The following is a 24332-nucleotide window of genomic DNA, read 5'->3' on the forward strand; positions in this document are numbered from 1 at the left end:
GTTGAGCGACCATGATGACAACTCACCTCGTATCTATGATTCTATCAGCAGGATAACATTGGTGTGAGTGGTTAATTCAACCATTGTGCACTAGTCACAATTAATTTTTTGGGTAAAGTGGAGTGGAATATTTTTCGAAAAGAAATAAATGATTTTCTATCTAGTCTCGGCGTAAGGGAAGATAAGTTAATAGGACCTTTTTTTATAAAACCTAAAATTTTAGAGGATCAAAGCGTTTTTGACCAAACTTTTAAAAATAAATTACTCATGTACCTTTATGAAGATGTAGAAAAATATGCTTCCGGCAAAGTATTTTCTGATAATGTTTCAAGATTTTCTGACCTCCTAAAAATGTATGAAAAAGGGATTAACATCTTTGATTCAGTATTTGAAATCAAGAACGAAGCATTATATGATAGGTTAAATATAGCAGAAGAATCGGAGGAATATCGTTCATAAATTATAGAGAAGGTGTTTGATATGGGCCCTATTTATATAAAGGAGCTTCTTCCTTATACAATGAGAGAACTACAAGCCAAGTTAAATGTAACTGAAAGTGATTTAAAAAGAATAATAGCTAATTTGATGGAGAAGAACATTATAGATAGAAAAAATATGATATATGTTTTTAAATATGTAGGTTTGATCGAATCTTTCGGTAGAGTCATGTTTGTTTATCCAAAATACATTGGACATATAAATGAAAATCAAGCTGTCCAGTTAATTCGTTTATTCAGAGAGTATTCTCGAAGTGAAAAGTTAGAACATGAAGAATTTGAAACTTTAGGCATCCAAAGAACAAGTGGTCAATCATCTAACCTAATACCACTTATAGATTTCTTCATACAAGACTATTTAGAAAGCGGCTTATATAGTAATGATATAACCATACATGAACTAAACGGGGTAAACGAAATTGATTGGGAAAAAACTGTTAATGAAAGCACAGCTTATAAAGTTGGAAATCAATTTGTTCACTTAGATTATTATTCTATTGATAGGATGCAGGATACTTATGATCTTATTACAAAGATGCATAAGATTATACTAGCTGAATGCTCTGACTATCTAATAAAAACAGGTCTCAATTATTTTTTAGGATACTCAAAGATTGTATTTGATGATTATAACCAGTCTATAGAATTAGATGAAGTAGCAATAACAGCACTTGATAATGAACTGAATAATCAGTTCAATGATAGAAATATTACCCTTTTAAAAAACATGATTACTTATATTAGTCGAAGAAACTATGTAAGTCCTAATGATAACGTTAGCTTTTTTGGGACGAAACATTTTCATAAGATCTGGGAAAAAGTTTGCATTTATATTTTTACAAACATGCCTCAATTATACAAGGAAATTGATAGGCCAATATGGGAAGACAACCTTGGCAATAAGTTATCAGCAAGATCCTTATCTCCTGATATAATAACCGAAGCAAATATAGGCAGTGATACTTTCTTTTTATTGTTGGATGCAAAATACTACAATATATCATTTAACGAAAACAATTTTGAGAATAAAAACCCTAAATTGGAGGATATCACGAAACAATATCTATATGATTTAGCACTTGAAGACTATTACAAGAGAATGGAGTACAATAATAAAATAAATGCTTTTTTGGTTCCAAACGAAAGCGAAGAGTTTAAGTTACTCGGTAAAGTGTATATAAACTTTCTTAAACAATTACCGCTGAAGGATATATTGATTGTTAGCTTACCTGCTGAAATCGTGTATAAATATTACATTTTTAAAAGAAAATTATCAAACGAAATAATCAGTGAACTATTTATAGACGGATATCCAAGTTAACGACATTTTTTCTTCCAGATTTAACTAGCACTGTGGCGAACTTTTTGGATTCCCGTGATAATTATACGAAGTGCCTACTTTGAGAAATCTAATGGTTTCCACTAATGGGGGAGTGGGGTCCTTAAATTTACATTTTATTTCAATATTAACTTTTCTTCAGTGAAATAAAGTTCTGCTGCATGGACTTCTTCACCCATGATAACTTCCCAAATAATTTTATAATAGTCAAGTTGATCTTGGTAAAAAGCTTCGAGCTTTTCTTTTTCCTCCTCTTTTTCATACCTGTCCGTTTTGTAATCAATAATCTTCCACCCGTCTTCAGTCAAATACACTAAGTCTATATATCCCTTCAATCGCTTATTAGTTTGATCACTTCCAAATAGATCTGAATACCCTTCATCGTGAGGTGTTAGTTCCAAATTAAACGGCCATTCTGTATAAACAGCTTGAGCATTTTGTAATTCATGGTAAACTGTTGAATTTTGAAATTGTTCTACTATCTTAAATGCCTGTTTGATTTGTTTTTCTGTAAAACCTTGTTGATGTGCCAGGTTGGGAATGAATCTTTGCACATTCCGTCCCTTAACGACTTGCTCCAACACTTGGTGAATAAACGTCCCCCGTTCCGTTCCTCCTCCTTCTTCCCTTGCAATGGCTGGAAGAGGTTGCTCTTTATCTTTTGTTGGCGACCACTCTTCTGTGATTAATTCACGCATTGCTTTATCCGCATCGTGTTCGTTGTTTCTGGCATTTTCAATGCGCTGTTTGTGAATAATAGTATTTGTTCTGACTTCACTTTGGGTTGGCTCCTGCAAATGAAATATCTCTGTTTCTTGTATATCCAATAACGGCTGCCAACAATTTTTACTGTTATCACTCGAAGAGGAAATAATAAGCATTCGCTCTGCTCGTGTAGCAGCTACATAAAGAAGCCTGAATTCTTCTTTATCTTGAAAGGTTATCTCTTCTGATTTCGCCTCAGCCCAGTTCAAAGGACGACCAATGGTCTTTTTTTGATAAGGACCGTGTGGTTTTTCAAACAAAACATAACCTTCCGCTGCCTGATTTTTTCTTTGAATGTGGACATTGATCTTATCTTCATTATTCTGATAACCGCTAGGATTGGCTAGAAAAACAACGGGCGCTTCCAACCCTTTTGCTTTATGAACATTCATCACACGGACAGCGTCTTTCTCTACGTTTTGCTCGAGCGATCGTTGTTTTTGTTCCAGCCATGTTTTGTACCACGTCTCACCTTCGGATAGAGTAGAAAATGACTGCTCTGCAAGTGTTTCAATTAAATGATCGTACCCTTGCTTAGCTTCTTTTCCCCTATGATTTAAAGCTATATGACGAAGCATGCCTAAATCTTTAATGACATGAATCATAGCGACTGCAACAGAGGTGCGTCGAGCTATTTTTTGGTAGGTATGTAATTGTGCCAATGATTCTTCCAAATCGTTTTTTCCCGCCAATGGCGAATCGCTGTAGCTAAAGAAACCTCCGCCGGCATGCTTCCATTCATAAAGGTCGACATCAGAGACCCCAAAGTAGACATTTTTAAGTGCAGCTGTGGTTGCTCTTTCGTCATTGCCGTCCGCGATGGCTTCAAAAACAGAAGCCAAATCTTTAAATTCCGGAATATCCTTACAATATATTTCCCCGCTTACGTTGACGGGAATGTTGTGTTGTTCAAGGATCGCAGCGTATTTAGTGAGTGGTTTATTATATCTTTGCAAAATCAATATATCTTCGAACTTATAACCTTCATTTAGCAAATGCTTAATATGGAAAGCGATTTGTTCAGCATCATTTTCTTCTACCACAGCCGTGGTTTTATTATGGGCAACTTCCGAGATATATACGCCTTGCATCGCTCCATCTTCACCGTTGTTAACGGGGTTCAGGGGCTGAAAAGCAGCCTGGTATTTATCAGGCTCGGAAGGAAAGACGTTTTCCAACCAACGGTTAAGTGGCGTTGTCACTTCCGAAATCGTTCGGAAATTGGTAGTGAAAGTCAGAACCGCACCACCATAAGAATGGATTTTCTTTTTCACTTCAAGGTACATGTCTATATCAGCTCGCCGAAATCGATAAATGGATTGTTTAGGATCACCGACAATGAATAGAGCCCCATTTCTGGGACGACATTGTCGCCAGTCATTCATTGAGGGATCTTCAGCGGTTAACAAAAACATGATCTCTGCCTGGATAGGGTCGGTATCCTGAAATTCATCTACGAATAGAAAACGATATTTTCTTTGTAAGTCGATGCGCACATGCACGTGAGATTGTAACAGTTTTTTCGTTTTTAAAAGTAAATCTTGATAGTTCAACATAGCTTTTTTTTGCTTCGCTCGTTCATACCACTCCATAGCTCCTTGTAAAAACGTGAGGATATGAAAATGGGTGTACTCGTGCCATTGTTGTAAAACAAGTTCAATTTCTTCTGTTTTTAAGTTTTGGAACTGATCTTTAAAATATTTAGCATCCTCTTTGGTATGCCAATTTTTATGAGTAACTTTTATCTGTTTTTGAAAACCTTCAAGAGCAAGGATTTTATCCGCATCAGACTCTACTACGTTGCCAGCCATTAGTATTTGTGAAATGATTTCTTCAAGTGGATCTGCTTTCTTCCGATCGGTTCTCAGCATCTTTTCAGCTTCTCTACATAGGGTTATTGTACGATTCCACACTTCCTCAATGTTAGGTGGATTTATTCGCGCTGCCTTCCACTCTACTTCCGGATAGCGAACCAGTTCCTGAAGATTCGGGTAAAGATCCGACATGGATAGCCCTAAGCTTTGGAGAAAGTGATAGTATTCAGGGTATCTTAGCCGTTGTTCATGATAATAATCAACCCATGCCTCGTAAAGAATCTCTTCATCCTCTGATTCCTCGATTTCCCGAAAAGCAAGATCCACACCTGCTTCGATTGGACGTTCTCTAAGTAGACGTGCACAAAACGAATGCACCGTTCCTATGAAGCATTCCTCTATCTTTCCAAGGGCTTGGCGACACCTATCTCTTTCTATTGATGGCGCCTCACTCTCCCTTTCCTTACGCTCTAATATATGTCGAAAACGAAACCGCAGTTCGTCTGCAGCTTTTTTGGTGAAAGTGATAGCAGTAATATTCTCAACGTTCGCTTTTCCGGAAGTAATGAGGGCTGCCATTCGTTCCAACATGCTTGTCGTCTTCCCGGAACCTGCCCCAGCTTCTATAAGCATGTTTCTGTCCAAGTCGCTAACGATTATTTCTCGTTCCGATGCATCCATGAGTTCATTAATCAATGCTTCTCACCCCATTAAAAGCTTCGGTTCCCAGCGAACCCCCGTTTTGTCTTTTCTGATTGAGCATATCATTAGAATACTGTGTGCGTTTACAAACATCCGTAAAATCACAGTAAGTACAGTCCATCTTATCATCAGTCATAAAGAATTCTCCGTATTTAATGATATCAAGCAAACGGTTTAAGACACGGTCGCCTCTCTCTTCATAGTTGTGATTCACTTCATGAATGGCTATTGAACCATAACCCCGGTCGCTGGGGAAATAATATCCCGTTTCAACAACCGGCTGCTCGAATGTCCCCGTATCTTTGAGAGCTTTCATATACAAATAATGCTGTAACATCCTCCCTCCATGAAAAGGTTTATTCGAAGAATAACGACTGGACGGCTTTCCGGTCTTATAATCCAATACTCGTAATTCTTGTTCTCCGCTTTCCTCTATGCGATCAATCTTGCCCCGCAGTTGGAGTGCAGCATCTCCTGAAAGGTTAATACTGGCTAAAGAATCTTCAAACCCAAATTCGTATTCTACTTCTTGTACTCTATGAGCATCATTTTCCTGTTCATTCTGATAAAAAATCCGACAGGATCGTAATATTTTTTGCTTCGTTTCCTCATATATGTGCTCACTCGGCGGGGGGTTCTCTTCTTTCCAGACAGCCAATTCTTTTTCTGCATAGCTTTCAAATTCCTTTAATGTCATAGGGTTTTTACGGTGCATTGCTTCTCTTCCATAATGCTCGTACAACTTATGTAACAACGTTCCCCTTTCCGCTTCATCAAGCCAATTTTCTGGATCGTAGTCTCTCATTTCTTTTTTTCGAAGGTTTAGGACCTTATCGAAAAAGTAGGCATAGGGGCATTTACCGAGAAGCTCCAGGCTACCAGCCGACATTACCAGGTCATGATTCAAACGAGGATCGTAAACACCCTCTGCAATCGGCACATATCCTTCATATTCGGTTATTTTTTCCTCTTGTCTTGCCCTTCGATATTCGTCTTTTGGCATTTCCAGCTGATACAGATTTTTCGCATCCTCCGCAAGTTGTACGCCCCGACCCTTCTCTAAAGATTGACGCCATACATCTTCTTCTGTCCAGTTTTCTTCCGACAACCCATCAATGATCGGTAAAACTTTTTCTATTTCTGTTAAAGACGCCCTGGTTTGATCATATACTTTTCGAAAAGCCTGTATAAAAAATGATGATGGGAAAACCGAACGGTTAGCCATGATGTCAAAAGCTGTGTAACTTATGGATAACCGTTTTCCTTCCTGTTGTACGATGAGTTGGGTCAGCCAAAACCATTGTTCTTTCATTTTATCCCCGGATGCAAGTAGTCTTCGTTCCATTGCCCTTCTTTCCTTATCAAGAAGTAAGGGATCTTCTCGCACCTGACTGGGCGCTCTGTCTTGCGCCATACCGAAAATATGAACGTTCTTCTTTGGAACAAAAACCCCTTTGGACAAAGGTGCAAGATGGATCCTGTTGGGTTTAGAGCCAGTGGCTACTACGCGCAGTTGGCCAAGAGATTCTGTAATGCGTTCGAACATGTCGTTCAAGGATAGATGGCTTGCACTGAATATACTTATCTGTTCGAAATACTCGAATATTTTTTGCTGCGCGGCTTCATCAACCGGACTTTCTATAACACTGTATTTTTGCATGAAATTTGTCAGCTTACGAAGCAGATCAGGAAGATCCAGGTTTTCCTCTGATACCGGAAGGTAACGGAAAAATGAACGCACCAAACGCCTCGTTTCTCGAATCCGTTCAATTTGTTTTTCTTCTGTCGTTTCGTTCAAGAGTTGGCTCAACTTTTTCTCATATTGAAAGCTTTCCCAACGAATATCTGCTCTTTCTATGTATTTAGCTATTATCTGCGGGTTCTCCACATCAAGAAGATTTTCTCTTAGTAGAGCGCACAACTTACTTGCACTGTAACGGCTTTGTGCCCATTTAATGAGTCCTTGTAATAATCTCCCCGGTTTACTGTTGAGAACCGGGACTCCATTCGCACACGTAAAGGGGATATTTTTTTCCTCCAAAACGCGTTGAATCGCTGGCTCATAAGAACCATCATCCGGGTATAGCCAAGCTGTTTCTTCAAGTGTAAATGTATTACGATGAATCTGGTGAAAAGCTTCCTGAATCTCCAATTCTTTTGTAGTGCTTCGATATAAGTATGCGTCCATTTGCATGGGGTTATCTCTCCAAAAATTTATCCAAGGGGAGCTTTCTTCCCATTTTATGTATTCATGTAAGGAGCTTGGTATTTCCAAGTTAGCTATCTGGTATAGTGGTAATCCCTCCAGGTTCTCTACCGGAAGCCTCTCTACAAATTGCATTCCCAAGTAACTGAGTGTGAGAGTCGGTGCTAGACAATAAGTGTTCTCTTCCGGTTCAATAACTGGAATGCTTTCTTTATATAACCGAGCTTCGTCAAACCATTCGTGTTCAACCAATGTTTCTTCATAGGCTTGGAGCAATTGCTGAATATCCATTGCTTTTTCTTTAGATACAAATGCGTTAAATGGAAAATGATTGCTCTCCCATCCGTCCAGACGCAAGTTACTAATCATTTGTTGCATAGCATCGATAAAACCATGAGTCACATCAGTGTTTTTAAAATAAAGAAATTTATTATCCAATTTCCTCTCAACCACTATTTTTTCCACCAGAGATTGATTAGCTGGAACAGAAAGCACTTCAAAAGAAGTATCTCTGTATAAAAGTAACAGTTCCAGAGCTATATCATAGACTCGTTTCACTTGATAGTTAATGTTTCGTTGATGTTGAACCCCTATACATGCTAATAACGAATCGGCTTCCGTAAACGAATTAACGAGAAGAGTATTAACCTGAGGAATTTGAACCATAGAAAGACCACTCCTATTACGTGTTCTTCATTTATTTTATTCAATAAAGAAATATTTTACAACTGGTATCTTTGTATTTCGTATCCAATGATTCACCAGTCGTCCGCCTCTCCAACAACAATAGTAACGCTTAAGCGATCATTGGAATCTTGATCTGTGAAACGAAAAAAGTCATAATTATCTTTATCCAATTTTTGTGACATCCCATTTTGTTTTAGATATTTCGTAAGCTGCTCGCCTGAATAATTTTCTATGCCTTTTGCCGAAAAAGAATAGGTGATAAATGTGTAACCATCTTCTGCCCAGACGTCAGCCCTAATATACCGTCCATCATCAAGATAAGTTGTTTGCTTACCCAGAGTAATTGAGTCATCCCAATCTGCAAAGGGCTCATACGATTGATTTTTCTCCATTTCTTTTTGCACATCTACCTTAGAAGCATCAGCTGTATTAACAATGCTATGATAATGCTGATAACTATCAGTAATTTCTGTCAGTCCATCTATAGAGAAATAAATTTTATCATTTCCAATGGTTGAAACAACAATCGGCATACCTTTAAATAATAAAGTTGTTTCAATTGAGGCAGCGTTGTCTATAAAATAGCCATTTTCATCTTTTTCATTAAAGCCAAAGGAATGATTGTCCAAAAAATCAACTATTTCATGAACATTATAGGTTTTAGGAAAGAGTAAGGCAATCATCAGATAATTCTTTCCTGATTCCAGAATTGATACAAAATAATCATCAATTTTAATGGATTCCACTTTGAACTTATCAAATATCGATTCGTAATCATCAATTAAGCAATACTCAAAGTAATCATCAAATTCCCATAACTTATTTTCTTTTTCAATTGAAGAATTCTTCATTCGTAAATCTTTGATATTAATCACTTTCATAATACCTACCTCCCTTTATTTTTTCATCTACACGATCGACCAATTCATGCAAATCTCAAGGCATCGATTTTTGCCTTCTTTACTTAGCCGTCAACCACGCCGGCAAATCTTCTGGCCTGCTCGTTCGGCACTGTTCCTGCCATAATTCGTCGAGTTCCTCTTCGTAGATCCGTTCAAAAATCCGTTTGCGCCGTAAAAGTAGCCCGCTAATGAACCGCGCAAACGGCCGGTTTTTTTCATAAATATCGCGCCTTTAAACGCCTGCACAATTGAATGTACAATGGCTTCTTCCGTGAGATCGGCATCGGTATTGATATATTTATATGCGTATACCGCGCGACCCCAGAGTTTATAAATGTCCTTAGCATCATAAAACGGTTTAGCCTCTGTGACGAAAAGGGGAGGTACATGAGCCGGGATGAAAGAAGCGTCTAATTTTTCATTCGCAACGGCTTTACGTGTATTACGAATGGGTTCTTTTTTCTCTGAAAGAGAGCTTGCTTCAAAAGACAAAGCTTCGTTATCTTTTTGCTTGGCCTGAACGTTTGCTGCATCAGTATTTTCCGGGTTTGATCGATGGTTCATTTCCGACGGCTCAGCCGATAGATCAACGATGACAAATACGTTATGGCCGTACCCGCCGCGCACCTTCCCGCGCTGTCTCATCGTGCGATAAACGTCGATCATCTGCCGCTCTTTAAGCACACGAATGATCCGCTTGACCGTTGAGGACGAAACGCCAACTTGCGCGGCAATGACATCATATTTTAAAAAAGCCACACCGATCGTTTTCACCGCATGACGAGCAATCAATTTGAAAACAGCGACGGCGTTTTCCGTTAATTCGTGTGAATTAGCGTATAAGTGCTTACGAATCGCCCTGTTAAGTTCGTCTACATTCGTGAATGGCGACAGCGATTTGTATGAACAGAGATCGGCATTGCTGAGAATTGGATGCATCATATAGCCCCCTATTTTTTTCTTCTCAATAGAAATATCGACGCTTTCGAAACAAAAAAGGGGGGGTTATATATAACACCAGGGTATGTACAGATGCTAAAAATAAACAAACTTTTCATAAAACATTCTTTACAATTGTAAATTTTTAAACCATAATAAAAGTAAACATGAGTTTCACTCACCGCATATGCGCGTGCGTGAAACTTGCATCGATTGGCAGGAACTCTTCGCACAAGCGAAAGCGTCCTGCTTTCTTTGTTAAAAAGATGCGTTAGCTTTCTTTGACAGTTCGTTTTTGACTCACACTTAGTATGACTTATTGTTATTGTCTAAATGACAAATTTATGTATCATAACTAAATATCTATTTCTATATATTTAAAAAGCTATCCTGCTATGGGATAGCTTTATTTGCGTTGTATATTTGTATTTTTGATATAATTTATAACCAAATCCCTAAGGATTAATGTTATACTACAATCACAACAGATTTGTGCTCGGGGTGCCGTTCACCTGCCTTTTTCCCATCTTCTTATGGGTGAAAGGAGGTGATCGCTTATGACAGTATATGAAGCGCTGATGCTTTGCACAGCAATTTCTACACTTGTCTATTTCATTGCCAAAAAAGAAGACAATGAAAAAAAGAAGTGACACCCCCGAGCGGCACAAGCTTAGAGGGGTAGTCACCTTACCGAGGTGAACTGCACTTTAAGTGAGTGCAAGTTCTGTTTGGCCGTTGGTGTAGCACCACCAACGGTCTTTTTCAGTTTATTCTTCCTTTGGTGATATTATACTACGCACAGGAGTCAAAAGTAAACATTCTTATTGTGAATTGCAGCACCATTTATGGCAGGAACTTTTCGCACAAGGTGTACGGGTCTGATTATATGTACACGTAATGTTTCAATTCCTCCATGACTTCTTTGATAAAAAAATATAATCACTCAACTGTCATTATAGCTGCCAAGGGGATAACTCCTGTCAGGGAACATTAAGTCTTTTTGTTTTTTCTTCTTACCGGAATTCTCAACAACGAGGGAGTATATGCAGGGAAGCAATATAGAGGAATCAATATTAAATAATAGAATTTTATCTCCAAGCCACTAGAAAACAATGGTATACTACAATCACAACAGAATGTGCTCGGGGTGCAGTTCACCTTCCTTTCTTCCCATCTCTTATGGGTGAGAGGAGGTGAACACTTATGACAGTGTATGAAGCGCTGATGCTCTGCACAGCTATTTCGACGCTCGTCTATTTCATTGCAAAAAAAAGAACAATGAAAAAAAGTGACACCCCCGAGCAGGACAAGCTTGAAGGGGTGGTCACCTTTCCCGGTGAACTGCACTTTAAGTGAGTACAAGTTCTGTTTGGCCGTTGGCGTTCCCACACCAACGGTCTTTTCAGTTTATTCTTCCCTTTGGTGATATTATACTACGCACAGAAGTCAAAAGTAAACATTCTTATTGTGAAAAAATTAAGTTGGGGGCGCTTTTCCAAACGAACTGAGCTGAGCACATGGTAGATCCTGTAACTCCGGTCAAGTACATTAACCTTTGCTTTCCCGGTATTTCGGAAAATATCCCAAAATAAACGCAATACCCGAGAAAACGGCAGCTAAAATAATGGTTGGCTGCGTTAACCATTCGCTACTCTGAATCATCAATTGACCATCTCCAATGACTAAACCAATCATTTGCAACATGATCATAATGAATGCAAGGGTTAGAGAGGACACCAAGCTAATGGTAAACAGTCTTTCCAATATCTTTTGCATTTTCATCACCTTCCTTACTGACCTGGTATTGGCAATATACCCATAGCAATCAACCAGCCGATTAAAATAACCGGTAAGGCATAATAGAGTATAAGCCGTACAAATATCAATTCAGGCTTCGCTCCAACGATTCCAGATGCAATATAAATAGAACCGGATGCCGGCGGCATTTGCGCTGAAGTGGATGCAAAAGTCAGTACAACGACAGCCGAAATTAAAGGCGAAAAGCCAGCCGCTACTAATATTTCATAAGAAACCAATCCTACCGCGGTTAAAGTACCGGTTGAAGTCAATGGACCTGCGATTATTGTAATTCCTATACCTAAGATAAAGACTGTCAACCAAGCGGGTGTGTTCACAGTATCCATGATTTGGGCAATATTATCCGATAACCCCAATTGCGTTAATACTTCACTTGAGGCAACCGCGAAAAATATTAAGGCACCAATGGTCGTAAAACGTGGAATTGATTTTCTGATAAATGCCGAGAATTCATGGGGTGATTTTGGTAAAGATTTTCTTCCAATTATAAAGGCAAGGATAATCATTAATGTAGGAATCCACATCACGATATCAATACTATCTAAGGCCTCTTCACCAAGGGTTGGAATTCCACTCAGCCAATCTGCTAAAGGACCAATCGTAATAACTAAAGGAATAATTGCCCCGACATAAAGGAGCAGAGACGTCCATCCGTTCTTGAATGATACACTTAAAGGCGACAAGGATTCTGAAGTGAACGCTTTTATATTTTGTTTTTTTACAAAGAATCCAATCACTATTAAACGATGCAGAAGCTGATATGCACCTGCGACTAATAAAGCTAAAAAGTATTCTCCAGTGGAAACTGCCGCGGCCACAGGCGCAAACCCTAATACGATAAACATTGAGGTCGTTGGCGGGAAAGCAGAAGCCAATCCACCGTTCCCTACCATCGTCATCGCCGCATTGTCTTTTTTCCACTTACTTCGAAGCATCCATGGTCCTGTAATAGAGCCTGTAGCTGCAGTGTTTCCAGAGTCTCCGCCTGATAAAGTCCCTAATGCAGTGGACCCTAACATATCCATAATCGCCGGTGCCCCGGGAAGTTTTCCTACTAATGAATTTAAAATAGCTAATAGCCGATCGACAATTCCAAATTTGTCAATCACATAAGCCATAAACACAAAGGCAATAGCAGCATACAAAACGGAAAATGTAGATGCAAACGTAAGTCCTTGAAAAAATAAGGATGGTGCTTCTAATCCTCCCAATGGAACAATGGCCAGAAATCCGACTAAGGCTCCTTCACCTAAGTTTCTTCTTAATTTGACGCTCCAAATAATTAATGCGCTTACAAAAATGATCAGAGCAATAATCCCCATAATTCCCCTCCTTTTTTTCAGATTTTATCAAGTACTATTGGACGTTCGTATGACAGATTTCCAATCTCGTGGAGCTTCGCCATTAAATTGATTTTTTAAATTCTTATTCGAAAGAGCTGCTAACTTATTGCGTGTTGCTTCTGTCATAAGTGGTTCTTGATTGTGGGAATTTATAAAGTCTATGACATTATCCATTTCTTTTACCCGTCGTTCAGCGTGTAGTACATTCCCCGTAATTAATCTATTCATTATTTTTTCGAAGGGTTCTTTATCCATTGTTTTTGCGATCGATTCCAATATAGTGTCTTCTAACTGATTTAACTCTGCTATTTCCATAACTTCATGTAAGAGCGTTGATAATCCTTTTGTAAAAATACTTCGTATGAATTTTATATTTGTAGCATCCCCAATATTTTTACTAACGAATGTAAGATTCATGCCAAGGTCATTACCCCAATGAGCAAATTCCTCGGCTTTGTAACCGCTCACGTTTGTAAAAACTTTGTGTTGCCCTTCCTTTAACGGCCCCATAATGGCTCCGTCAATAAACGATTGAATTCCCTTTTCCATCATCCCTGTACTAATCTTCTGCTTAGTAGCCGCACTAGCTGTGGAGAGATCCACATAAAAAGTTTTATTGTTTAAATGTGACCACACTGTTTCCCACGCTTCAACTGCATAGGAAGCCGGTACCGCGACGAACAATACGTCAAGGGGTTTTTGTACAACTTTTCTAGTGTCATCAAACAAAGTAGTGTGTGTTTCTTCCGCTCGTTGGATGGTTTCTTTTCTATCAAATAAGGGATCATAAACATAAATCTTGTGATTTTGCTGGTGATTGAAGCCTTTTGACATTTCATATCCAACTTCTCCAAATCCTATAAAACCAATATTCATTTCCAAACCTCTTTTCTTTTCATCTGAGCATTACAAATTATATTTTTCCATTTTCTGTTGTAACCAATCGGGTTCAATTGTTCCAATCATTTCGTCCTCTTTCGAATATGATTGGATTTTTTGTAAACGGGCTTTTTCATATTCTAATTTTTTTTCTGCCTTCTCTAAGGTGCTTTCCACAACAGATTCAGGTATAACCACTACGCCATCCTCATCTGCTACCAAATAGTCATTGGGGGAAACAACCACTCCACCACAAGAAATGGTTTCATCAAATAATCCAGGACCCTCTTTAGTTGGGCCGGCTGATACGAAACCTTTTGCATAGATTTGAATATCCATTTCTCCAAGGTCTTTTTTATCTCGCACAAGCCCATCGATAACAATGCCCTTTAAGCCCAACTTCTGTGCAGCGCCAGCCATTAGTTCCCCTAAATAAGCTGCCTCCGTATGTCCCTTCCCATCGACTACAAGGATGTCCCCAGGGGCTGATTTATAAATAGCATGATGTAAAAATAAATTATCGCCCGGGTGCAAAAAAACCGTTCGTACTTGACCCACCAATGGCTCTTTGAAATTTACGGGTTTTACGTTATAATCCATCCCGTTACTGGCATCAATAACATCAGCATAGACTGTAGAGCCAATTTTTTTCATTCTTTCTAGCAAATGATGTTTCCACTGTCGATTCATAATAACCACCTTAGTAATTTTTATTACTTTTTATTTTAAGTAGTAAATTTTATTACTGTTACATTATCACCTAACAGATATTTTGTAAACCCTTACAACATATTTATTTTCGAGACATAAAAAAACACCTTCAAAGGTGATTTGAAAGTGTTTCTACATGCCCTGCATTATAAGTTTAGTCACTATGATAGGGTTTGTTATGATGATAGTTAATATTTGTTAATATTTTATTTACCTCATTTAAGCGTTGCTTTGTTTTTTCGGATCCTTTTATAGCTGTTGCGTTAATGAGATAGTCAGCCACTACCATTGCTGTTATAGGGGAATTATGAAACGCGAGACTGTTCGAATCACATGGCAAAATAATATCTGCATCCTCCACAATAGGCGCAGAATAATTATCTGTAATCGCTACAATTTGTACCCCCTGTGCCTTTGCTGTTTTTACAAAATCAATGATCCGTTTCGCATACCGCGGAAAACTAGTGGCAATGATTAAGTCTGTGGATTCCATGGAAATAACGTCATCGACCCAATCACTTGAATCTGCCATAATCAGCTTGCAATTCCCTAATGTTCGATTCAAACCATGAGTCAAATATTGGCCTACCGGAAGACCGCTTCGCACACTGGTGCAAAAGATCTGTCTAGCTGAAATAATGTTTTGGGTTACCTTATCAAGTTGTTCTCTGGATATTTGTTCCGTCATTTGTTGAACCTGATTAATATGGTGATTTATTGTGTTCATCCACAGGTCATCTTTTTCAATATTTTTTAAGTTACTCTCAAGACGAGTGTGCGGAGCTGTTTGACTCCTTAGAATCTCCTGCAACCCTTTTTGAAACTCGGAATATCCCGAGTAACCCAAATTAAATGCCAGTCTCATTATTGTAGTCGTGCTAGTGCCGACGTGAAGAGCTAATTGATCAACGGTGAAAAAGGCCACTTCATAAGGGTTTTTTAAAATATAATCTGCGACACTTCTTTGAGCAGTGGTTAGACCTGATATATTTTCTTTTATATTCGTGATGGGATTATCCATTTTTATTACTCCAACTGTGTCGATAATAATATCAAACAAAGGCGCCCGAGATGCAGTCAGGTGTGAATTACTAATGCTTTGCACAGCAATCTCGTCGCTTGGCTATTTCATTCCCAAAAAAAGATAATGAAAAAAGTGACAACCCCCGAGCAACGTTTTGAGCTTGAAGGGGTAGTCACCTTATCTAGATGAACTGCACCTTAAGTGAGTACAAGTTCTGTTGGGATCGATGATGTAGTCACACCAACGGTCTTTTTAAATTTGTTCTTCCCTTTCGATAGTATACTACGCACAGAGAGTAATGTGCAAGGCGCTTCTCATGCCCCGAACTCATTTTTCACACATCGATTCATGGAAATACCTTATTCAAGGTCACTACAAAACCCGGGAAAGACTCACATTCGAAAGCTGCAGGCTAATTTTCTCGTGTTTTAATCGGATGATGTTAGCTATACTCTTTCATTAAAATTTTAATAATTTTAAATCTTAAAAGCAGGATCAGAGTCTATTGTATTTGCAGCCATTCTGCAACAAATTGTTCAAAAAGATGGGCCATATTGAAGACAAACGGGATCATCGTACGATCGCCGCCGGTATGATGTGCGCCGATATGCTCCAGAAAAAAGTGGCATAAGGCGTGCATCGGAGCGTAATCCTGGTTTAGGCGATTATAAGTTCTTCCTGTACAGGTTTCAGCACTCACTGGAACCAAAATTGCCGCATCTTTGATACCACGATAAGCACGGCGCACCGTCTGCAAAGACGATTCCCGACATATCCCGCTTTGCATAATTTTATATAACGTCCATATAAGGATCTGGTTATCCTCGACGTCTGCCTCGTGCTCCTCGTATTGACTGCGAAGGTTGACGTGCCGGACATTCCGCATCTGGTGCTGTACGTCCATTTTCCCGCGCAAAAAAGGACCCTCGTCGCTTTTTTGCATATATCTCCGATATAATCCTTTTCGCGAGCGTCTGGATACGAGTTTCGCCAAATGGACGGCTAACCGCTCAAACACCTGTTGAACCGTTTTGCTTTGGATTGATCCTTCCAGAAAGTGAAAGCTTTTGAGCTGATACGCGTACTCCAGCATTTTAAACAGGTTGGTTAGAGGGACTTTCGAGCGAAGCTGAATCCCTTCATCTTTGGATAGCGGCAGATAGCCGACCCGTCCTTCTGGTGTATTTTATCCCCATATGTGCTCCAAATGTTTTCTCCGGTAGCATAGGGCATATTGTCAAAATAATCCGGATCGTACTCCGTGAGTTGATACCATTGCATAATCTACACCTGCAGTCTATTTTTCACTTGCTCCCCCCGGAAGATTTCCATTTTCTCCGGCCGGTCAAAGAAGCATTCTTCGAGATAAGGTTCAATTTCCATTTGCCAGATATCTTCCAATTCCTCATCCAGGTTTTCCAATAGAAAAAAAGAAATACCGACGTCAAGATTGGAATCGCCAATCTCTCGATTGATCGCCTCTAAGGTGGAAATAAGTCCCTCGACATCCGTGTTTGTACTCTGATGATAGTTTCGATCGTAGCCACCGGGAAACTTGTACCAAATCCATTCCCGTTTCTGACTGCAAGTCTTCGATGGTATATTGCCGATTCAATTCATGATCAATAATGCCATTCTGCAGTAAATACCCTCTCTTACTCGGCGCAGAATCTCATAATTCGGCCGCAAAGGCAGAAAAGCAAAGCGTCGACGCAGGGCATGGTCCATTAATGCGATCGAGCGGTCTGCCGTATTCATCGTCCCGATGATGCGTACATTGTTGGGAATGCTGAGTATACCGCCGCCTGCCAATGGCACCTCTTGATCCCGGTATTCCAGCAAATACATCAGTTCACCAAACACACGAGATAGATTGGCGCGATTAATCTCATCAATGATCAGGACACATTCGCCCTGTTTTCTTCTCGCCCTTTGGCAAAACTCCAGGAAACGGCCTTCCTGAAGTGGATAATCCAGCATCCCGTCCCTTTGTTGCGGGCGAATGGAAGTCTTCATATTTCTGAAACAGTGGGATTCGAATTTCACCTGAAGGATACAAACCTAAAATTATCCAATTGCAAAAATTAACGTGTAGCCCATCCATATTTCTTCTATAAGTGATCGCTAAACGCTCATCATCCTGGTTTTCAACGCCCAGCTTTTTAAATACATCAGCAACAAAGTCAAAAGCCCATTCCGCTTCGCTTTTATTGGAAAATGTTTCGGAAAATGGAAATGCCAAAGCGGCATCCGAGTTTGTTTGTACCCACGTATATAAGAAATAATCCAGTTCCAGGAAATCTTCCATATGTAAGTCTGCTTTTAATTGCTGCATGTATTGTTGAAACTCTTCCCCATTACCGGCTTCCTGCTTTAACAGGCGATAGGCTTCTTTTGATTTTTCATTGAAAATCATGAATGCCCTAGGATGAAAAACCATGACCAACCCTGTGGCAATATTAGGCCCGAAGCCTTTGATTTCTTGAATATTTTTGGCCTTTTCCTCAGGTGTATATTCTTCCGATGTCAAGATATCCAAAGCTGTACGGATCAATTCGATTTTCTCATTTTCATTCTTAATCATCGGAGCGAATACTCGTGTACCTGACCCCCACATCGAGTTTCCCTTATAGACCAAGGTATCGTTCTGAAGCGCGTCTTCCAATTTGTTAATCGTAGCAGAATTTTTTAGTTGATAGACATCGATCTTTTCATCATCGGATAAATAAGCATGCCCGAGCGGCCACACTTCCCGATTAAATGTCTGCACATCCATCTCTTCCGGATGGGATAACAGCTTTTGTAATTGTTCCGACCGAAAGCGCCTGATATTCAGGATCAACCGATACAACCGATCATTTTTAAACGCTTGCTCGTGTTCGCGAAGCTTCCCCACAGCATTCACTAGTGATCCCCCTCTTCCTTTTTTCCTATATTGTAAAGGATGCTAACTGTTAAAAACAGCAGCGTCTATTGTAACCGCCAAAGTGACAACTTCTGTCAGGGAACATCAATTCTTTGCAATTCGACCAATATATCAAAAATAGACTCCACGCGAATGGAGTCTATTTTCCTAAAATTACTATAGGGGTATATGCGTTCCCTGTTTTTCGTGTTATAATGCTAGCAGTACCCTGATTCCAGCAGTGACACCCGCCTTGCGAGAGGCAGGTGAAGATATCCATTCTTTACACAATAGCGATAAAAACACTAGGTTAGGGCGCCTTAAAGACAAACGGGCCAAGCGTTCTCGCAAATGGAGAAAAGCTGGCCGTTGTCTGTCCTTTTGCATCGATGTGATCCTTAGGCTATTGATGATTAGTCACATCATGCGATAAATCTCTCATTTTGGGTTCTTCCTGTGATGACCGATGCTTGCATACAGCCCTAACTGTCAGCAAGTAGTCACTGGGGGTAACTTGGGTTCAGTTCTCAGGTTGAGCCCTCTTTTTTATTTTATGCCGATTTCAATTTAAGATATATTAGAAAACTTGGCTTTTCGCCAAGCTTTTCTGGCGAAAAGCCTTAGTTGCACTTATGCAGGTAAGAAAGTTGTTTTATACTTTCTTACCTGCCAAAGAAAACGTCCAGCTCCCTAAAACCGGACGTTTTTTATTGGTGTTTCCCTTGCGAAAGGGTAGGTGAATAACACCAATACACAATAGCACCGAGACACTAACTCGGCTCAACCATCTATACTCTTATTATATGCCTTTATTTGTGTTAATGCAAGGTCAGGTGCTGTGATATCTTTTATTTTGAGGTCATTTCGTTTATTTTCATCCGTTCTTATTTTTCCCCACTTAACTCGACCAAAATTTTTGCCTGTGATTTATCGTTGCTCAATGCTTAAAAACCTTTTTCCACAACATCATCCAGCTGGATATGGTCCGTGATGATGCCTTGTGGCTGTCCTCCCTGGTGTATAATCTGAAACAACAAATCTAGCCGCACACATTAATTTTATACCCTAAATTATTAAATTCGACATATAAGTGCAGTTCTTATTACATATATTATAAATCTAAAAGCCGTCCCTAGACTTCCTCTTCTAACGAACGACTATATGGGATAGGTACATCCGGAATCGCCATGCGTTTAATGGGGCACGACGGCACTCCTCCTCGCTTTACGTGAAAGTTAGCTTATTAAAAATGTCCGAAGTAGTATCTACTTCGGACAAATGGAGATCTATATTTAACGTGAATCGGTATAATAAGAAAGCCCAATGGCACCTTCCCCGGTATGGGTGCTGATGATGGGAGTCGTCGTTTGAATCATGATGTCCTTAAATCGGCTTTCTTGTGTGGCTGCGTTTTTGAGTTTATGGGCAAGATCGGACGCATTGGCGTGGGAAATGCTGATACCTTTAACTTTTCGATCCTCTGAATCTTGTTTAAAATATTTCATAAGTGTCTGGATCATTTGCGATTGTGTTCGGACTTTGGCCACTGGTGTATACACCCCTTCTTCCAGTGCCGCTATGGGCTTTAGCTTCAGGAGTGAACCTAGCAGAGCTTTTCCTTTGCCGATCCGCCCTCCTTTCACAAGGTTATCAAACGTTTCAACAACGACGTATAAGCGTGAATTTTGTTTGATGGTTTTCAAGCGATCTAATATGTCATCAATTGAGGCCTCAGCCGCAGCCATTTTAGCAGCTTCAACAACTTGGAAACCTAGTGCTGACGAAATATACATGGAATCGACTACAGTCACCTCTGCATTCGCCTCTTCTGCTGCCATACGGGCTGTTTCATATGTGCCGCTCAAGGTGGAAGCGAGGTGGATCGATAAAACGTGTTCGCCATGTTTCCCCAACTCTTCATACTTTGCGATCAGTTCCCCAACTGCCGGTTGAGACGTTTTCGGAAGATTGCTGGATTGAGCCATCTCGGTAATAAAATCATCCGGTGTGATATCGACCTGGTCAACAAATGTCTTACCGTCAATGTGTATGGATAATGGCACGACATGGATGGAATATTCATCTAAAACATCTTCGGATAAGTCTGTCGTTGAGTCTGTGACAATTTTTATTTTTTCCATATATACGCTCCAATCGATTCTAAGCGTATCATTAATCGCGCCAAGATTAAAGAACGTAGTCATCTGGCTTCCAGGCCGGCAAAAGTAATGGAAAATCACATCCGATGTGACCCCCATTACTCACTTTTTCACAAATTAATAATGATCCTCAGCGGCCATTGCAATTTCTTTCGTTTCATGCACGGTACCGAAAGGGTGCTCGGGCGGCGCGTAGATCGAGTAAAGCTTCAGTGGCCTATTCCCCACGTTGGTGAGATTATGCCATTTGCCCGCGGGGACCATAATGGCATAATCAGCATATACTCTTCTTTCAAAATCCAGATGATCTTCACGATCTCCCATTTGTACAAGCCCTTGACCTGCTTCAATCCGTAAAAATTGATCATGGTCATGGTGCACTTCTAGACCAATGTCATCTCCGACATCGATACTCATTAGAGTCACCTGTAAATATTCACCCGTCCATAAAGCGGTGCGAAAGTTATGATTTTGTTTGGCAGCTTCTTCGATGTTAACGACAAACGGCTGTGAACCATGATCTTTTGGCTGTTCCTTTTTTCCATACGAATGTCTAGGCATATAAGCTGGTGAATACGTGCCATAAGCATAGGGATAAATCGTTGGGATTGGAAGATAGTACAACTTGCTCATTCCCTTCATCATTTTAAAATTACCCTATGCAAATACCCAGGGAATGTTCAGGATTATATGGACTGCACCGAATAGCCCTTAATTTTGTCCGAATGAATGTTCAGTTTTTACCAATCATCTAGTTGCTTTGTCCATATTCGCCTGTTTCACCCCAACAATGTGGGCTGGGTGCTACACTATGACTCTCCTATTCTTTAATAAACCATTTTTTATTTTACAGGACATGTTATGATAAAATAAACCTTTTTCAGGGGAGTTTGCAGTATGGACCAATGGTACAAAATCGACAATGCGGGGAAGGTTTTTCACGCGGTTTCTAATCCCGCGAACTCTTCTGTGTTTCGAATTGCGATGATCATGAAAACAACGGTTGAAGAAGACAAGCTCCAAAACGCGCTGGATGATGTGATGAAGCGGCTGCCGATGTTCGCGGTCAAGCTTGGAAAGGGGATTTTCTGGGACTTTCTCGTAGAAAATGATAAAAAGCTGTTCGTACAAAAAGAAACGCATTATCCTTGTGCACCGATTGATCCGATTGAAACGAATGGCTTCTTATTCCGGGTGATCTATTACAAAAAACGAATCGCGGTTGAATTCTTTCATTCTGTCACTGACGGCACGGGAGCCCTTGCATTTCTCAAAGCACTCGTTTACCGCTATTTGCGCGAACAACAGGTTCAGATCGAAAATGACGGCTCGATTCTTGATATTGAGGATCAACCGAGCACTTACGAACTGGATGACAGCTATTATAATTATAAATCCACTCATACGGTTAAAAAGCCGCGCGAAGGTCATGCATTCCAAATGAAAGGGACACAGACCGAAGAGACGACAGTCGTTCATGGCGTCATGAGCGCAGGCGATATTAGTAAAGCCGCAAAGGCCCATGGCGTAAGTATAACCGCTTATATTACGTCGATATTGATCGTGGCTATTTATCATGAAAAATTGCTCTATCGTTCACGAAAAGAAAACATTAAAATCGCGATCCCTGTTAATTTACGGCAAATGTTTCCGTCAAAATCACTCCGAAATTTTTTCGCTGTCATAAACGTAGGGATACACGTCGAGGAACAGACCACGCTCGCGGACATCATTAAAGACATCTCGAAACAGTTGCAAAATAAGGCAGAGAAAGAAGCCTTGCAACTCGGCTTAAACCATCATGTAAAATTACAAACGATGCTCACCGCACGTTTTGTACCAAATTTTATAAAATACTACGCCATCCGCTATGGGTATAAAAACTATGGTGAACGCACGAAGACGATGACACTCACCAATTTAGGCAACGTGCAATTGCCGCCACAAATGATGCCTCACATTGAACGTATGGAAATGGTCATGTATCCAACGAAAAAAAGCCCGGTGAACGGCGGCATTTGTTCCATCAATGATCAATTTGTCATTTCATTTGCAAGAACGATCGAAGAAGCCGACGTTATTCGTTCATTCTTCCAGGAGCTTACAAAAACAGCAGGCATTGACATTGAAGTGTATGCCAATGACGGAGGGTGATGCCATATGCATCGATGCTCGAACTGCAGCGTGTGGACTGCCCACCAGTATTGTCCGCTATGTAAACGCCAACTAACTGCAGAAAAAACAGCCCTGGAGACGTACCCACCCTATCACTCGGACGCCAAGCGCCGTAACCTAAAACAGCGAGTGTTCTTGTTTATTGCGATTTTAATCATTAGTTCAAGTCTACTCATTAATTTGCTCACGACACCGGATCAGCTTTGGGTGTTTTACATCGTGGGCCCGGTTTTATATGCCCTGTTATTCATTAACCATACAATCCTTTCAAAAGCACATGCCGGATCAAAAATAATCTTTCAGGTTCTCGCCCTTTCGGCGATGCTCGTCGTGATCGACGTTACGGCCGGGGCGACACGTTGGTCCGTCCATTATGTGATCCCTTTTCTCGTGATTCTGGCGACATTGACGGTTACGATCATCATATTACGCAAGCCGATGAAATGGAGAGAGTACCTCGGATATATGATGACGATGATCATCCTCGGTTTTTTGCCTGTCCTTTTGTTTTTAAGTGCCTTATCCTACGTCTTGTGGCCAGGTGCAGCAACCGCACTGTATGCACTGTTAACATTCATCGGCATGGTATTGTTTGCGAATAAAACGATGAAAAACGAAATCGTACGACGGTTTCATTTTTAAAAAGGGGGAATCGCCCAGTTTATCGGCGAAATCTTAAATATATCGCGAACTCGCAATTTTATGATGAACGTTTATTCGGACAAAAACGGAGCTGATCAGTAAAGATTAGTCCGTATGGGAGGATCATTCGGACACACCCGGGAGCGATCGGGCATGAAAATGTCCGAAAGGAGCGTTCATTCGGACAAATCGAGTGGACAAAATTTCAAAAATTGGCCGTAAAAAAGCGCCCTTACACGAGGAATGCCCTTGACCCGATGCACTCTGCAAGGGCTGAGCTTCGAAAAATAAAAGAAGAGCGTTATCTTATTTAAGATAAGCACCCTCCTCGGTACCTTAATGCTCGTTATCGTCATGATCGTCCATGAGGTCACTTTCGTGCTCAATGTCGTCTTCATCAAACGTGTCTATCTCTTCCTGATCGACGTCACCGACGACGATAGAGTGGACAGGCATCGAATGCAAGCCGCGGGCCGTCACATGGGGTTGTACAAGATAAATGCCGTCATCGTCAAATGTATAGTCGGCACTGTATACGCCGCCATCTTCCGTTTCATTTTCGATCATGTCACTGTCTTCCTTGCTTCCATCTTCCCAGACTTCAAAAACAACTTCGTCCGCATCCGTAACCGCCTCATCCTCTTGGGTTACTTCTGTCTCCAGCGTGTGATCGCCTGTATCCATTTCTTCGGGCATGGTCACTTCTACGTCGATGGGTTCGGTCGAACCCGGATCCCCTGCAGATTGATCTTCTTCTGCTCCGCAGGCGGCCGCGAGGAAAATTAACAGACCGCTGCCAAGCATTTTTATTTTCATACCGGAAAT

General features: G+C 40.4%; 19 protein-coding genes and 1 pseudogene. 5 read left to right on the forward strand and 15 right to left on the reverse strand.

All coding sequences use genetic code 11. The annotated features are described in order from the left end of the window. Positions 1-117 precede the first annotated feature (117 nt). Complete coding sequence (locus tag BLS58_RS04405; protein ID WP_090396420.1) at positions 118-459, forward strand: hypothetical protein; 342 nt, start codon at positions 118-120, stop codon at positions 457-459. 21 nt (positions 460-480) lie between these two features. After that, a complete protein-coding gene (locus tag BLS58_RS04410; protein ID WP_090396421.1) occupies positions 481-1818 on the forward strand; it encodes an LlaJI family restriction endonuclease in 1338 nt (445 codons plus the stop codon). 134 nt (positions 1819-1952) lie between these two features. Here BLS58_RS04410 and BLS58_RS04415 read toward each other — a convergent pair whose 3' ends face one another. From BLS58_RS04415 to BLS58_RS04430, 4 genes are all read right to left on the reverse strand, one after another. Then, the gene (locus BLS58_RS04415; RefSeq protein ID WP_090396422.1) at positions 1953-5111 is read right to left on the reverse strand and encodes a UvrD-helicase domain-containing protein; all 3159 of its coding nucleotides are present in this window, start codon (positions 5109-5111) and stop codon (positions 1953-1955) included. Further along, positions 5104-7989 carry a PD-(D/E)XK nuclease family protein gene (locus BLS58_RS04420; RefSeq protein WP_090396423.1) on the reverse strand — a complete coding sequence of 962 codons (2886 nt, stop codon included), beginning with the start codon at positions 7987-7989 and terminating at the stop codon, positions 5104-5106. Before BLS58_RS04420 ends, BLS58_RS04415 begins: the two co-directional genes overlap by 8 nt. Before the next feature lie 92 nt (positions 7990-8081). After that, positions 8082-8891, reverse strand: a complete 810-nt coding sequence (locus BLS58_RS04425) for a hypothetical protein (RefSeq protein WP_090396425.1) — start codon at positions 8889-8891, stop codon at positions 8082-8084. 90 nt (positions 8892-8981) lie between these two features. Further along, complete coding sequence (locus BLS58_RS04430) at positions 8982-9851, reverse strand: helix-turn-helix domain-containing protein (protein ID WP_176764603.1); 870 nt, start codon at positions 9849-9851, stop codon at positions 8982-8984. Positions 9852-11054: 1203 nt separating this feature from the next. Between BLS58_RS04430 and BLS58_RS17430 the strand changes: the two genes are divergently transcribed. Beyond that, positions 11055-11207, forward strand: coding sequence for a hypothetical protein (locus BLS58_RS17430; protein WP_176764604.1), 153 nt, complete (start codon positions 11055-11057; stop codon positions 11205-11207). A gap of 192 nt (positions 11208-11399) precedes the next feature. Here BLS58_RS17430 and BLS58_RS04435 read toward each other — a convergent pair whose 3' ends face one another. From BLS58_RS04435 to BLS58_RS04480, 10 genes and pseudogenes are all read right to left on the reverse strand, one after another. After that, positions 11400-11627 carry a hypothetical protein gene (locus BLS58_RS04435; RefSeq protein ID WP_090396432.1) on the reverse strand — a complete coding sequence of 76 codons (228 nt, stop codon included), beginning with the start codon at positions 11625-11627 and terminating at the stop codon, positions 11400-11402. A 14-nt stretch (positions 11628-11641) separates the two neighbouring features. Beyond that, positions 11642-12991, reverse strand: a complete 1350-nt coding sequence (locus BLS58_RS04440) for a TRAP transporter large permease subunit (protein WP_090396434.1) — start codon at positions 12989-12991, stop codon at positions 11642-11644. Between the two features lie 27 nt (positions 12992-13018). Continuing rightward, positions 13019-13888 carry a DUF1932 domain-containing protein gene (locus tag BLS58_RS04445; RefSeq protein WP_090396436.1) on the reverse strand — a complete coding sequence of 290 codons (870 nt, stop codon included), beginning with the start codon at positions 13886-13888 and terminating at the stop codon, positions 13019-13021. A 30-nt stretch (positions 13889-13918) separates the two neighbouring features. Further along, on the reverse strand, positions 13919-14581 hold the full coding sequence (locus tag BLS58_RS04450; protein ID WP_090396437.1) for an RraA family protein: 663 nt from the start codon (positions 14579-14581) through the stop codon (positions 13919-13921). Positions 14582-14756: 175 nt separating this feature from the next. Next, the gene (locus BLS58_RS04455; RefSeq protein WP_090396438.1) at positions 14757-15623 is read right to left on the reverse strand and encodes a MurR/RpiR family transcriptional regulator; all 867 of its coding nucleotides are present in this window, start codon (positions 15621-15623) and stop codon (positions 14757-14759) included. 505 nt (positions 15624-16128) lie between these two features. After that, positions 16129-16788 (reverse strand): annotated as a pseudogene (locus BLS58_RS04460) (McrC family protein); the annotation flags it as partial. A 449-nt stretch (positions 16789-17237) separates the two neighbouring features. Next, positions 17238-17606, reverse strand: a complete 369-nt coding sequence (locus tag BLS58_RS04465) for an AAA family ATPase (RefSeq protein ID WP_090396440.1) — start codon at positions 17604-17606, stop codon at positions 17238-17240. Then, on the reverse strand, positions 17518-18531 hold the full coding sequence (locus tag BLS58_RS04470) for a hypothetical protein (RefSeq protein ID WP_090396441.1): 1014 nt from the start codon (positions 18529-18531) through the stop codon (positions 17518-17520). Before BLS58_RS04470 ends, BLS58_RS04465 begins: the two co-directional genes overlap by 89 nt. A gap of 1292 nt (positions 18532-19823) precedes the next feature. Then, on the reverse strand, positions 19824-20672 hold the full coding sequence (locus BLS58_RS04475) for a DegV family protein (RefSeq protein ID WP_090396443.1): 849 nt from the start codon (positions 20670-20672) through the stop codon (positions 19824-19826). A gap of 135 nt (positions 20673-20807) precedes the next feature. Then, positions 20808-21335 (reverse strand): cupin domain-containing protein, encoded by a 528-nt coding sequence (locus tag BLS58_RS04480; protein WP_245723051.1) that lies wholly within the window; start codon positions 21333-21335, stop codon positions 20808-20810. 252 nt (positions 21336-21587) lie between these two features. Here BLS58_RS04480 and BLS58_RS04485 point away from each other — a divergent pair, with 252 nt between their 5' ends. Together BLS58_RS04485 and BLS58_RS04490 are read left to right on the forward strand one after the other, a co-directional pair. Next, positions 21588-22844 carry a condensation domain-containing protein gene (locus tag BLS58_RS04485; protein WP_090396445.1) on the forward strand — a complete coding sequence of 419 codons (1257 nt, stop codon included), beginning with the start codon at positions 21588-21590 and terminating at the stop codon, positions 22842-22844. Between the two features lie 6 nt (positions 22845-22850). Continuing rightward, a complete protein-coding gene (locus tag BLS58_RS04490; RefSeq protein WP_176764607.1) occupies positions 22851-23507 on the forward strand; it encodes a DUF6320 domain-containing protein in 657 nt (218 codons plus the stop codon). 336 nt (positions 23508-23843) lie between these two features. On the opposite strand, the gene BLS58_RS04495 is transcribed toward BLS58_RS04490, so the two are convergent. Further along, positions 23844-24323 carry a FixH family protein gene (locus BLS58_RS04495; RefSeq protein ID WP_090396447.1) on the reverse strand — a complete coding sequence of 160 codons (480 nt, stop codon included), beginning with the start codon at positions 24321-24323 and terminating at the stop codon, positions 23844-23846. Positions 24324-24332 lie beyond the last annotated feature (9 nt).

The organism is Natribacillus halophilus, assembly GCF_900100185.1.
GTDB classification, from domain to species: domain Bacteria; phylum Bacillota; class Bacilli; order Bacillales; family Marinococcaceae; genus Natribacillus; species Natribacillus halophilus.